The organism is Pantoea sp. GM_Pan_4, assembly GCF_026541005.1.
Lineage (GTDB): Bacteria > Pseudomonadota > Gammaproteobacteria > Enterobacterales > Enterobacteriaceae > Pantoea > Pantoea dispersa.
On the sequence record NZ_JALNUZ010000008.1, the window covers coordinates 35,485 to 48,761 of the forward strand.

Here is a 13,277-nt window from a genome sequence, read left to right on the forward strand (position 1 = left end):
TACGACGCTTTAGCCAGACTGGTGAATGGTGCGAAAATGCGCTTTGCGCGCGGTGAAACAGTTAAACACCGCTGCGCGAAAAAAATGCCGCTTTTTCGCGATTGCGTCCAGCGCAGTATAAAGGGCGGCTGGTGGGATAATGCATTGATTCTAATGGGTTAACAGATGCAGGAGACGCTCGAGATCGCGTTTTACCCAGGCAACATCCCCGGCGAACTTCTCATCAGACATCAGCGGCTGGCGATAAACCACCATGACGACTTCGGCCCCCTGCTCGTTGGCAATGACCCGCATCGGCATATAAATCTCTTTACCGCTGCCGGTGTCGATCCAGTGATCCATCACGCCAAACGGGTTATAGGGAGTAAAACGAATCTTCACTGTGCCTTCCGGGCCTTTCGCTTTCCAGTACTGGCCTTCTTGCGTCAGCGTGCTGCTGCTCAGGCCGCTGGCCCACTTTGCAAAACATTCGGGTTTCCAGATGGTTTCGTACAGATCTAACCAGTTACGGGGAATGGTGAGCGTCACTGTCTGAGATGGCAGCATGGAGCCTCCGCGGGGCAGGTAAACGACAAATTAAACCTGAAACATCGCCTGTCACCTTAACTGAAGGTCACCGGACTGCAAACGGCCCGGTGACGGAAGTGTGCTGCAACAGCGTTTTCTGTCAGATAAAACGGCCACGGCCCTGAATGTCATGCGGTTCGGCGCTGCCGTCGGCCTGACGCAGCACGAAGCGATCGGATTGCGCCACCACCGCACAGCTGTGATTAGGGAAGATGCGCAGCAGGGCGCCAACTGCAGGCGCATGTTCGCCATAGGTTAAAAAGCCGTGCTCTTCCGACAACTTCTGCACTTTATACTGATGGCCATGCTCGTCCACTGCGATGCCGAAACCGATGGCATTGGTGCCGTGCGGGCCTTTATCCGAGCTCAGCATTTTGGATCCGGCATCAATGATGGCGTAATAAGGATTAACGGCCACCACGCGCGTCACGACCGTTAACGCCAGCGCATCCGCATCACACAAGCCCAGACGCCAGGCGGTGAGATCCAGCAGGGCATAATTGCCGGGACGAATTTCATCGCTGCCGGCGGCTACCGGTGCCGCCAGCGCCGTGGGCGTGGAGCCAACCGAGACGGGACAAGGGGCAAAACCGGCATCCAGCAGCCGCCGTTGCAGGTCACGCATCAGCGCGATCTCCTGCTGCGCCACCTCAGCTATCGCCGTGGCATGACCCGCAGCGTACGCATGACCCGCATGCGAGATCAGCCCGGCGAAGGGCAATCCGCTGGCGACAATCTGCTGCGCCAGCGTCAGCGCGCTATCGCTATGCGGATCGACGCCAACGCGATGCAGACCCACATCCACTTTAATGGCGATCGCCAGCGCGCAGTCCGGCTGCTGCTGATGGGCGGCGGCAATGGCGCTCACGCCCGCCGCGCAATCTGCGATGCAGGTAATGCGTGCCTGATGCTGTGCCGCCAGCTGCAGCAGTTCGGTCAGCGCGGCGGCGTGCACCACGGGATAGGCCAGCAGCACATCGCGTGCCCCGCCGAGCACAAAAGCCACGCCTTCGCTCGGTTTCGACACGGTAATGCCGCGCGCACCCAGCTGGTGCTGCTGTTCAGCGATCCAGACGCTTTTATGAGTTTTGATGTGGGGACGCAGCGCGACGCCGGCGGCATCGGCTTTCTGTTGCATCAGTTGCAGGTTACGCTGCAGGCGCGCAGCATCAACTTCCAGGTAGGGCGTAAGCTGGTCGGCGTGCAGCGGTCGCAGCCAGCCTGCTGTCTCAGAGTGTTCCATTATAATAGTCCGCAGGTTATGTCTTGGTGCGGACTATCATTCACGAGCGCCGGTTAGACGTAAAGTGAAGCTTCGCCTGGCGGACGGGTTTTAAAGCGGCGATGCAGCCACAGATATTGCTCAGGTGCACGCAGAATTTCTTTCTCAATCACCCGATTCATGTACGCCGCGGCGGCCGCTTCATCATCATGCGGGTAGTTTTCCAGCTGCGGCTGAATGATCAGCTGATAGCCGTCTTTGCGCGCATTACGAATCAGCACGATGGTCAGCATCGCCGGTTTCGCCAGCCGCGACAGCACAAAGGTGCCATTAGTGGTGGCCGCTTTCTCGACCGCGAACAGCGGGGCAAACACGCTGCCTTTCGGGCCGTAGTCCTGATCCGGCGCGAACCAGACGGCTTCGCCCTGTTTCAGCGCCTGAACCATGCCGCGCAGATCGCGTCGATCAATCATTGCTTTATTGGATCGCATGCGCCCTTTGGTTTGCGCCCACTCCATCGCCTGATTATTGTGCGGGCGATACATCGCCATCATCGGCTGGCACAGTCCGGTAATACGGCCGCCCAGCTCCAGCGACATAAAGTGCACGCCAATCACCATCACGCCGCGCTGCTGGCTCTGCGCATGCTGAAGATTGGCGATGCCGTGCACCTGAAACAGCTGCCGCACGCGCGCATCGGACCAGAACCAGGCGATGCCGGTTTCCGCCAGCGCCATGCCCAGCGACTCAAAATTGCCGGCAATCATCATCTCTTTCTCGTCTTCATTAATGTGCGGGAAGCAGAGTTCGATGTTACGCCGCGTGATGCGTTCGCGCCGCTTCAGGAAGTGGCGTGATAACCGGCCCGCCGTCGCACCCAGCCGGATTAATAAAGGATAGGGGAGCTGCACCAGCAGCCAGAGCACTGCCAGCCCGAACCAGGTAAACCAGTAGCGGGGATGCAAAAGTTTGGAACAGAACTGCCCGGTTTTCTTCATAGCGCCTTCATGTCAGGAGTGAATGTAACGCGCGAAGAAGTCGGTCCATGGTTCCTGGTGCGGTACAACTGTAGTTATTACGACCGGCACTTTAGCAAATAGTGCCGTATAAGATATGTAAACTCTGCAATCTTCAGGATTCAGATGATTGATGGATCGTGCACTAACTGGCGTGAGAATGAAATCGGATTGGGTTTAAACTGCTTAAAAACAATAGGTTGGTGGACTGGCTGGCCAGATTTATATGTCATTTTCGGTCAGTAACAGACACAGTTGTTCATCATTCAGGCAATAATCCTTACATTGCGAAAATTAAATATTGGTCTACCACTGCAACTAGTAGCTTCTGCAAGCCAGTTCCAGACACAGTAATGTCCATTTGACGCTAAAAAAGCCATGCTCAGACACTATTGTGTCTATATGGAAGCGTTATAGCTCAATCAGGCTTACCCTATGGCTACGGTGTGCAGCAAAATCTCACCGCATACCTGCGGCAGGCCGTAAAACCGTGGGATCCAGCAACCAGGCGCTATACAAACCGGCGTAATGGCTGCTGTTAGCAAGGAAAGATAAAGCCCTGAGCAGGGCTTTACAGAGATAAGCGTTACTCGATGTTCTGGATCTGCTCGCGCATCTGTTCGATCAGCACCTTGAGCTCAATTGCCGAGGCGGTGATGTCCGCATTGATCGATTTCGACGCCAGCGTGTTCGACTCGCGGTTGAACTCCTGCATCATAAAGTCGAGGCGACGGCCGACGGCTTCTTTCTTCTTCAGAATGTTGTAAGTCTCTTTTACGTGCGCATCGAGGCGATCCAGCTCTTCGGCTACATCAATACGCTGGGCCATCATCACCAGTTCCTGCTCAAGGCGATTGTTCTCCAGCTTAACCTCAGCTTCTTCCAGCTTGCTCACCAGACGCTCGCGCTGCCATTTCAGCACTTCTGGCATCTGTGCACGCACTTTGCTGACCTGCTCGGTCACGCCCTGCAGTCGCTGTTCGATCAGCGCTTTCAGCGCGTTGCCTTCACTTTCACGCGCAATGATGAAATCGTCCAGCGCGCCATCCAGCGCCGCCAGCAGTTCAGCGTTGATGGCGTCCAGATCCTGCTCCTGCGCGGTCATCACGCCCGGCCAGCGCAGAATATCCAGCGGGTTAATTGCGCCTTCATCACTCTGCATCTTCACCCAGTTCGCCGCCTGCACTAGCTGTTTAGCCAGCGACTCATTCAGCTGCAGCTCACCCTGGGCGCTGGCATCGGCGTCGAAGCGCAGGTTGCACTCGATTTTGCCGCGCGTCAGTCGGTTGCGGATGCGTTCGCGAATCACCGGCTCCAGGCTGCGAAACTGCTCCGGCAGGCGGATATAGGTTTCGAGGTAACGCTGGTTGACGGAACGCAGTTCCCAGGCGGCGCTGCCCCAGCTGCCTTTGGCTTCACGGCGGGCGTATGCGGTCATACTGCGGATCATAAGCTTCTACTCATTCAGGAAATGTTCTTCGAATTATAGCGAGGGTGCTCCCGGCATGATAGGCGTAAACGCACTGCAGGGCGCCAGGCCTTTGACAATCGCGTTTATTGTTATTTACCGATGTTTTCAGGCGATAAAAATATCAAGGTTGTGAATGCAGAGATAAATAACGTTTTAATCTGGCGAAAAAATAGCTACTGCGTGAATTGACCTGCGGTAATTATCGCCAGCTTGTGAACGGGCAGGGTTTTTCCCTTGATTAAAATCATTAAAACACTGATGCAAAGCTGTGAATTGTGTCAATCCATTGATTTTAATGGCTTTAATAACCGTTAAAACATAATGGATTTGTGAGTGTTGTTTTTGATCATATATAACGAAAATACCGTTGCGCAGGGCAAAATTGATCTCTATCGTTGGCACCACTTGAGGACGACAACCACAAAAATGATGTGGACGGCCATCAGGAAAAATATAAGTAATTAAATTTTTCTATACACAGCAAATTGAATAAGACCGACGCAGAACGCGCTCCTTGTTTTATTCACCTAAATGGAAATCAGCAAATGAACATGAACAAAATCGTTGTGGCTTTAGGTCTGTCTATGTCTCTGGTGGCGGGTTCTGCGATGGCAGCAGGTGAAGGTAACGGTACTGTGACGTTTAAAGGTGCGATTGTTGATGCGCCATGCTCCATCGAACCAGGTTCAGTCGATCAGACGGTTGAGCTGGGTCAGATTTCCAACCTGGCGCTGAAAGACGGTGGCCGTTCTACACCGCGTCCATTCCAGATCAAACTGGAAAACTGCGACACCGCAACGAAGAAAGAAGTGACCGTGACCTTTGCCGGTACTGGCTCTCAGGTTATCCCGGGCAAACTGGCTATCACCGGTACTGCATCAGGCGCGGCGATCGGCATCAACTTCGGCGATACCGAAATTGAACTGGGTACCGCCACACCAGCGCAAAAACTGATGGACGGCAACAACCAGCTCTCCTTCGCAGCCTTCCTGCAGGGTGGCGGCGCTTCTGAGACTATCGTCCCGGGCGAATTCCAGAGCGTGGCTGACTTCGCACTGAACTATCAGTAATGGTCAGAGACTGGCGGGCTTCCTTGCCCGCCACTCTATCTTTTCGCTTAAGGAACTGCGGCGATGAGTCGTTTTATGCCTGCGGCGATAGTTTCGGCATCGGTGCTTTTCATCAATGACTGCCGCGCCGAACAGTTGATCGACCGCGGCCGCGTTGCGTTACGCGGCGCCATTCATCAGGGTGCCTGCGCCATTAAGGTCGATGATGCTGAACAAACCATCGCGATGGGGGTGCTGCCGCTGGCGCGCCTGCAACGTGACGGTAAAGGGCCGGGTTTTCCCTTCTCTATCCAGCTGGTGAATTGTCCGGTGGAGTACAGCGCGTCGGGAGGCGTGGCACGCACCTTTTCTATCACCTTTGACCACGATGGCCCGCCGGGTCAGCAGCGTTTTGCTGTGTATGGCGATGCCAAAGGGGTAGAGCTGATGATTACGGATACGCAGGGCAACACCATTGCTCCCGGTGAGGCGCAGCCGATCGATCAGCATCTGACGCAGCAGCACGACCTGCGTTATCGGCTCACGCTGGTCAGCAACCAGCAGCAACTGCACAGCGGGAGTTACGCCGCCGCGATTCGTTTTCACATTAATTACAACTGATCTTTCACGGTTTACGGACACCGCTTGCCATGAAAAAGGCTTCATTAACTGCGCCAGTCTCATGCGTGCGCAGGCAGCGTATCAGGCTGACGCCGCTCAGCGTGGCGTTAATGTTAGCCCTCGGCTACAGTGCTCCGCTCTTCGCTGCCGGTGCGGTCTCATTCAACACCGATATTCTTGATCTCAACGATCGGCAAAACATCGATCTGTCGCAGTTTGCTCAGGCCGGCTACATCATGCCGGGCGAATACATGATGGAGCTGCGCGTCAACCAGACACAGATTCCGGAAATGCTGGTGCGCTACTACGCGCCCGAAAATGCGCCGAATGAAAGTCTGCCCTGCCTGACACCCGAAATGGTGGATAAACTGGCGCTGAAACCGGAAGTGCTGAAAAACGCGTCGTGGCTGCAGGACGGCCAGTGTCTGGCGGTGGATTCCATCTCCGGCATGCAGGTGCGCGGCAATCTGGGTGAATCTCGCCTCAACATCACCATTCCACAGGCATGGCTGGAGTACAGCGCCGCCAACTGGGAACCGCCGTCGCGCTGGGATAACGGCGTCCCGGGCCTGTTAATGGATTACAACCTGTTTGCCTCCACTACGCGTGCGCAATACGGCGCTAAAAGCCAGAGTGTGAGCGGCAACGGCACCGGTGGCGTTAACGCCGGTGCCTGGCGCCTGCGTGCGGACTGGCAGATGCAGCAAAATCGTGGCACGGGCAGCCATCGCCAGGAATTCACCTGGACACGCTTTTACGCCTATCGGCCGCTGCCTTCTCTCCAGGCGAAAGCCACGCTGGGCGAGAACTATCTCGATTCCGGCATGTTTGACAGCTTTCGCTATCTTGGTGCGGCGATCACCAGCGATGACAACATGCTGCCGCCCAACCTGCGTGGCTATGCGCCGGAAGTAACCGGTATCGCCAAAACCAACGCCAAAGTCACCATTAGCCAGCAGGGACGGGTGATTTATGAATCGCAGGTGGCTGCCGGTCCATTTCGTATTCAGGATCTCAATGATGCCGTCTCCGGCCAGCTTGACGTGCGCGTCGAGGAGCAGGACGGCAGCGTGCAGACCTTTAGCGTCGATACCGCCACCATCCCGTATCTGACCCGTCCGGGCCGCGTGCGTTACAAATTCGCCAGCGGCAAACCAGGCAGCGAAGAGCACAAAACGCAGGGCCCTACGTTTGCCACCGGCGAATTCTCCTGGGGGATCAGTAACGGCTGGTCGATGTACGGCGGCGGGCTGGCCGCAGGCAATTACAAAGCGTTATCGATGGGTCTGGGGCGCGATCTGCTGTTGCTGGGCGCCATTTCGTTTGATGCCACCCAGTCACAGGCTGGCTTACCGCAGCAGGGCAACAAAAGCGGCGGCTCTTATCGCCTGAGCTATTCCAAACGCTTCGAGGAACTTGATGGTCAGGTGACGTTTGCCGGCTACCGCTTTTCGCAGCGCAACTTTATGAGTCTGCCGCAGTATCTCGACGCGCGTTATCGCAACCAGCAGGTTTCTAACAGCAAAGAGCTCTACACCATTACGCTCAACAAGCACTTTCGCAGCCTGAACCTGAGTAGTTACCTCAGCTACAGCCATCAGACCTATTGGGATCGTGCCCCGCTGGATCGCTGGAGCTTTTCCACTTCGCGCTACTTTGATGTCGGCCGGTTTAAGAATCTGAGTTTAAGTCTGTCGCTCAACCGGACGCAATATAACGGCAAAAACGATGACAGCGTTTACCTCAACTTCAGTATGCCGATTGGCGGTGACAGTAGCCTGAGCTACAGCCAGCAAACCAGCGGTAAGCAAACCACCCACTCGGCCAGTTTTTATGACCGGCTGGACAGTAATAACAGCTACAGCCTGAGCGCCGGCCTCAATAACGATCGCCGTCAGTCGTTCAGCGGGTTTTACAGTCATCAGGGCAGTCTGATCAGCATGACGGCCAGCGCCAGCGCGCAGCAGGGACAGTACCGCAGCGCCAGCCTGTCACTGCAGGGCGGTTTAACGCTCACGCCGCAGGGCGCGGCGCTGCACCGGCTGGGCATGCCCGGCAGCACGCGTCTGATGGTCGATACCGATGGCGTCTCCGGCGTGCCGGTCAACGGTGGTGGCAGTAACACGTATACCAATTTCTTTGGCAAAGCGGTGATTTCGGATGTGAACAGCTACTACCGCAACACCGCCAGTATCGATGTCACCGGACTGGCCGACAACGTGGAAGCGTCGCGCCCGGTAACCCAGATCACCCTGACCGAAGGTGCCATCGGTTACCGGCGTTTTGGTGTGATTAAAGGTATCAAAGCCATGGCCGCCATCCGGCTGGAAGATGGTAGCTGGCCGCCCTTTGGTGCCAGCGTCCAGAGTAACGGACGCGAAGTGGGCATTCTGGATGATGACGGCCTGGTATGGCTGAGTGGCATTGAGGCCGGTGCCAGCATGGATGTGCGCTGGAACGGCGAAACCCAGTGTCAGCTGGCATTGCCCGATCCTCTGCCGCAGCAGTTGCTCGACGAAGGACAGAACTTGTTATTACTTTGCACGCGCCGCGCAGCGCCTGCTTCTTCAACGTAAGGAAAGAGTTAATCATGCTGGTAAAAACGCTGAGCAGCGCCTTGCTGCTCTCCACGCTGACGCTATCGCTGCAGGCTCACGCGGCGATTGCGCTTGATCGCACCCGGGTCATTTTTAACGGTAACGAAAAAAACGTCTCACTGAATATCAGCAATGAAAACAAGCAGCTGCCTTATCTGGCGCAGGGCTGGATTGAAGACAGCAGCGGTAAAAAAATAACGTCACCGCTGGTGCTGCTGCCGCCGGTGCAGCGCGTCGAACCGGGCGAACGCAGCGTGGTGAAAGTGCAGGCGCTGCCAGCCATCAAGGCGCTGCCACAGGATCGTGAATCGGTGTTCTATTTCAGCATGCGTGAAATCCCGCCGCGCAGCGAGAAGAGCAACGTGCTGCAAATCGCGTTGCAGACGCGTATCAAGCTGTTCTATCGCCCGGAAGCGATCGTGGTGAGCAATCCGTCAGTGGTGACGCCATGGCAGGAAAAACTGACGCTGACGCGCAAGGGTGCACGCTACCAGCTGAATAATCCCACGCCTTACTTCATTACGCTGGTGGATGCACAGCCAGCGAAAGGCCAGTCGCTGAAGAAGAGCTTTGAACCGGTCATGGTCGCGCCAAAAACCAGTATCGATCTGGGCGTGAACGCAGCAGAACTGGGCAGCGCGCCGCTATTAACCTACATCAACGACTACGGCGGCCGTCCAACGCTGGCGCTGAAGTGTGCCGGCGACAGCTGCAGCGTCGTCAGTAACAAGGTGGAGCAGTAAGCGATGCGTGTGCTGTTGCTGGTGCTGATGCTGTTGAGCCTGACTCTGCAGGCGGCAACCAACGGCGTGGTGCATGTGTATGGCGCGCTGCAGGAGAGTCCATGCTGGCTTGACGTCGGTAACAATGATCAGGCGGCTGGCCTCGATACCACGCCGACCGCCGCGCTGCAACAGGTCGGCGAGCAGGTGATGAAGCAGGCGTTAACGCTGCATTTGCAGGACTGTCCGTACAGTATCCGCAATGTCGCCGATCCGCTATGGCTGCAACATGTGCCGTCCATCAGCATCGACTTTTTTGCCCCGCAAAGCCTGGCCGACCCGCAGCTGATTCGCGTACAGGGCTCTGACGGCGTGGGCCTGCAATTGTTTGATGAGAACCATCAGCCGCTGCCGCCCACCTTCCGCAATCTGCGCGTGCCGCTCAGCGCCGGCAGCAATGTGCTGAGCTGGCTGACGGTTGAGGAACGCACCGCGCTACCGCTGCAGCCGGGTGCCTGGTCAGCCAGCGGTCAGTTACAGGTGAACTATGACTAAGCATCGACTTGTTCCGTTGATGAAGTATTACAGCAGGCTGCTGATCGGTAGCCTGCTGCTGTGCATCTGCTGGCCGCTGCATGCGGTGGAGCTGCGCCTGCACGGTACGCTGATTGAGAATCCGCCCTGCACGCTGAATGACAACCAGAGCCTGATGATTGAGTTTGGCGATGCGCTGAGCGTGAAAAAGATCGATGGCGTCAACTATCTGCAGCGTAAGGCGATACCGGTCAAGTGCACCGAGGATCCGGGTGCGGCATTGCAGGTGCGTCTGACCGGTACCGCTTCCGGATTCGACAGCAGTGCGCTGCTCAGCAGTGTGAGTGCGCTGGGTATTCGCTTTTATCTGGCCAGCAAGCCGCTGGCGGTCAACAGCACGTTGCCGATTGTTTTCCCCGGCACACTCGATCTCGGCGCGGTGCCGGTACAGCAGCCGGGCGTGACGCTGGAGGGTGGGGAGTTCACCGCCAGCGCGGCGCTGCTGCTGGAATATCAGTAAGGAGAGGCGATGAGAGCGGGAGTAATGCTGGTACTGGGATGGCTGCTGGTGTCACAGGCACAGGCGATAGAGATGCAGCTGCACGGCACGCTGGTGGCGGAACCCTGTTCTCTGGAGCCGGATCAGCAGCAGCTGGAGCTCAACTTTGGCGATATCGTTGCGAAATCGCTGTATCAGAATCCGCGCACGCCGGCGCGTCCGCTGGTGATGCGTCTGAGCAGTTGTGATACCGAACTGGGTAAAGACGTCGAGCTGGTGTTCAACGGTATTGCCGATGCCGAGCAGCCCGATCTGCTGGCGCTGGCCGGTGATGCCGGTGCCAAAGGCGTGGCCATTGGCCTGAGTGATGCGGACGGAAAGCTGGTGCCCATTAACCGCGGCGTGATGCATTTTCCGCTGCAGCAGGGCGACAACCAGCTGCAGTTCAGTGCCTGGCTGCAGGCTTCGGCGAGCGCGATTGCCGAGCGCACCATTGAGCCTGGCAACGTATCGGCGATTGCTACTTTTTATCTGAACTATCCCTGAGTGCCTGTTATGTGGTTGATAAATCAACATATCACGTTTGACCCGGATCGGCGCCTGTTGCGCGATCGGCATGATAACGAGCTGCTGCTCAACCAGAGCAGCGCACGCTGCCTGGCGCTGTTTCTGCAAAAGCCGGGTGAGGTCATTAGCCACGAAACGCTGCTGGATGAAGGCTGGCGTAGCCAGGGGGTGCACGTGACGGAAAACTCGCTGCGCCAGATGCTATCGATGCTGCGCAAGCAGTTTCTGCAACTGCGGGTTGAAGGAGAAACCTTTGTCACCGTTCATCGTCAGGGCTACCGGCTGCATGAGTCGGTGCGGGTGGAAGCCTGTTTACCGCTGGCTGAAGCCGTAGAAGAAGCGCGCATTGCGTCGGAAGCACGTATTCAGCCGCTGGTGACCACTCATGTGCACACGGCGCCGCTGCCGGTGATGGTGCAGCCGCCAGCCACCGCCACCGTGGAGGAGGAAACGACCGCTGCGGCACCACGCAGCCGTTCCGGGCTGGTGTTAATCGGCATGTTGATCAGCGCGGTGTTGTTACTGGTGCTGGCCTTACTCGGTATTAAGGTGCTGGAGATTCGCGACGTGGTGACTGTGACCTATGCACCCTATCGCCACGTGCAGGGCCGGCAGTGGTATATCCAGGACGACTTCAGCGCCACCGAGCGTGAAGAGATCGATCAAAACCTGCAGCTGGTGAGTGACAGCATGGCGCGCTTTATCCAGCTGGCCGAAGAGGAACGCCACATCTATATCAACCGCACCAAGCTGGCTGACCGTTACAGCTGGTTTATCTGTCAAAACCCCATCGAGCAGAAGGATGCGTTATGTCGGTCAGCCATATATTTCGTCGCCGAGTAACCTGGGTGTTGCAGGGGGGATTACTGATGCTGGCGCTGGTACTGGCGGCTATCCTGATTTATCAGCTGTCGCGCCGTATCCCTCATTGTGAAGCAGATTCGATTCTGATTTCCAGAGAGGCGGGACAGCTGGTGGTGTCGCATGGGCAGTGGAAAGTGCAAAACAGTCTGTTTCAGGCCACCGGCAATTACAGCGGCATGATCAGTTATTACTCGCCACAACAGCAACTGCAGCGCCGCGAACCGGTAGACGTCTCTTTTGAGCTGCGCCACAGCTTCTCCGGCGCCGCGCTGCGCAGCGAAACCACTGCTATCTCCTACAACCTCGCTAATCGTGCCTCACCACAGAATATTGAACGCTATATCTCCGCCGGCCTGGCGCCCGGCCATGTCAATTACGGCTGGATTTATCGTCTGCAGAATGTGCGTTATGTGATTGGCAATAATGCGAATCCGTCGGTGATTTGTAAAAAATAACTTATGATTATACAAATGAGTAAAATTATATTTTTCGGTTTCTTATGTTTTATTTTGATAAGAATGAATAGTGCTATAGCAGGGTTAGAAGAATCTTGCTGGACTGAACCGACTCAATTAATGGTTCTTGATACTAAGGCGTTAAAATTCAATAGTTATAAGAAAGGTGCAGAAAGCTCCCTGGGCAATAGGACTTTATTACCCCGCATATTCCCTGTTATTTGTAATAAGAGCAAAATCACGCGGCCTCCGGGTAATCTTTCAGATGTTCTTTGGTTGGAAGGTGACATGGGTCCATTGCTAACTCCTTCTGATCAGAACAATAGGTATTATAAATTAACTGATGATATTGATGTGGCTGTCTTGATTTTAACAAATGCGGGCACTCGTCGTAAATATCTTCCCGTAACTTTTAATGACGATATAATGCGAGTTATAGATGCATTCGTTCCTGTTGGCAGAAATGTCTCATCACAAAGTCCAGACTTTTCGAGCGAAACTATATATTTTAAATTGCGACGTGATGTTATCGGTGGGGCAGTAGTGATACCAGGTAATATAGTTGTAGCAACTTTATATTCCGTTGACAGATTTTTTGTGCCGCTTCCTCCGCGGCCAGACAAGCCTTTGGCTCATATTATTACCGATCCTCTTGGGGTTGTTATTCCTGTGCCGATAGTTTGTAATATTAATGAAGGTAATGCTTTAAATGTTGAGTTTGGTCGTATGGTGGTTAGTGAAATTCCTGATGCACCAGTAAATGACAAATATAGCCAGGACGTACCCCTGCACATAAAGTGCAACTCTCTCCTTAATCAGGACGCAGCAATCCAGTTAGCGACTGGGGTAACCGATTTCTCCAGCGACCTGATTGCTACCAGTAATAAGGATTTAGGTGTGGCAGTGTTTCACCGTGGGCAGCTAATGAAACCTTACCAACCTTCACCTGTAAAGCTGGTTAATGGCGAAGCCCTGGAAACTATTACACTCTCGCCGGTTAAAAGGAAAGGTGCGAAACTTTCCGGTGGTGAGTTTACTGCTTCAGCCACGGTAATTGTCACAGTAATGTAATAAATTAAAAAGAAGATGGGCC

The 13,277-nt window shown here is 55.3% G+C and carries 14 protein-coding genes; 10 read left to right on the forward strand and 4 right to left on the reverse strand.

Features of this window, described 5'->3' with window-relative positions:
* Positions 1–150 precede the first annotated feature (150 nt).
* From OXR61_RS16180 to OXR61_RS16195, 4 genes are all read right to left on the reverse strand, one after another.
* Positions 151–546, reverse strand: coding sequence for a hypothetical protein (locus OXR61_RS16180; protein ID WP_021507099.1), 396 nt, complete (start codon positions 544–546; stop codon positions 151–153).
* A 121-nt stretch (positions 547–667) separates the two neighbouring features.
* Positions 668–1,810, reverse strand: a complete 1,143-nt coding sequence (locus OXR61_RS16185; protein WP_021507098.1) for an alanine racemase — start codon at positions 1,808–1,810, stop codon at positions 668–670.
* Between the two features lie 53 nt (positions 1,811–1,863).
* Complete coding sequence (gene lpxP, locus OXR61_RS16190; RefSeq protein WP_021507097.1) at positions 1,864–2,787, reverse strand: kdo(2)-lipid IV(A) palmitoleoyltransferase; 924 nt, start codon at positions 2,785–2,787, stop codon at positions 1,864–1,866.
* Between the two features lie 604 nt (positions 2,788–3,391).
* Complete coding sequence (locus OXR61_RS16195; RefSeq protein WP_267412404.1) at positions 3,392–4,255, reverse strand: YicC/YloC family endoribonuclease; 864 nt, start codon at positions 4,253–4,255, stop codon at positions 3,392–3,394.
* Between the two features lie 566 nt (positions 4,256–4,821).
* Here OXR61_RS16195 and OXR61_RS16200 point away from each other — a divergent pair.
* The 10 genes from OXR61_RS16200 (at position 4,822) to OXR61_RS16245 (ending at position 13,255) form a co-directional block, all read left to right on the forward strand.
* On the forward strand, positions 4,822–5,346 hold the full coding sequence (locus OXR61_RS16200) for a fimbrial protein (RefSeq protein WP_021507095.1): 525 nt from the start codon (positions 4,822–4,824) through the stop codon (positions 5,344–5,346).
* A 63-nt stretch (positions 5,347–5,409) separates the two neighbouring features.
* Positions 5,410–5,946 (forward strand): fimbrial protein, encoded by a 537-nt coding sequence (locus OXR61_RS16205; protein WP_021507094.1) that lies wholly within the window; start codon positions 5,410–5,412, stop codon positions 5,944–5,946.
* A 29-nt stretch (positions 5,947–5,975) separates the two neighbouring features.
* Complete coding sequence (locus tag OXR61_RS16210; RefSeq protein WP_081035970.1) at positions 5,976–8,522, forward strand: outer membrane usher protein; 2,547 nt, start codon at positions 5,976–5,978, stop codon at positions 8,520–8,522.
* Between the two features lie 14 nt (positions 8,523–8,536).
* Positions 8,537–9,286: a fimbria/pilus periplasmic chaperone gene (locus OXR61_RS16215; protein WP_021507092.1), complete on the forward strand. Its 750-nt coding sequence runs from the start codon at positions 8,537–8,539 to the stop codon at positions 9,284–9,286.
* 3 nt (positions 9,287–9,289) lie between these two features.
* Positions 9,290–9,820 carry a fimbrial protein gene (locus OXR61_RS16220; protein ID WP_021507091.1) on the forward strand — a complete coding sequence of 177 codons (531 nt, stop codon included), beginning with the start codon at positions 9,290–9,292 and terminating at the stop codon, positions 9,818–9,820.
* Positions 9,813–10,319: a fimbrial protein gene (locus OXR61_RS16225; protein ID WP_081035969.1), complete on the forward strand. Its 507-nt coding sequence runs from the start codon at positions 9,813–9,815 to the stop codon at positions 10,317–10,319. Before OXR61_RS16220 ends, OXR61_RS16225 begins: the two co-directional genes overlap by 8 nt.
* Before the next feature lie 9 nt (positions 10,320–10,328).
* On the forward strand, positions 10,329–10,844 hold the full coding sequence (locus OXR61_RS16230) for a fimbrial protein (RefSeq protein WP_031279633.1): 516 nt from the start codon (positions 10,329–10,331) through the stop codon (positions 10,842–10,844).
* Positions 10,845–10,853: 9 nt separating this feature from the next.
* Positions 10,854–11,708 (forward strand): winged helix-turn-helix domain-containing protein, encoded by an 855-nt coding sequence (locus tag OXR61_RS16235; protein ID WP_021507088.1) that lies wholly within the window; start codon positions 10,854–10,856, stop codon positions 11,706–11,708.
* A complete protein-coding gene (locus OXR61_RS16240) occupies positions 11,675–12,184 on the forward strand; it encodes a hypothetical protein (protein WP_127833493.1) in 510 nt (169 codons plus the stop codon). Before OXR61_RS16235 ends, OXR61_RS16240 begins: the two co-directional genes overlap by 34 nt.
* 15 nt (positions 12,185–12,199) lie before the next feature.
* Complete coding sequence (locus OXR61_RS16245; RefSeq protein WP_158251412.1) at positions 12,200–13,255, forward strand: fimbrial protein; 1,056 nt, start codon at positions 12,200–12,202, stop codon at positions 13,253–13,255.
* Positions 13,256–13,277 lie beyond the last annotated feature (22 nt).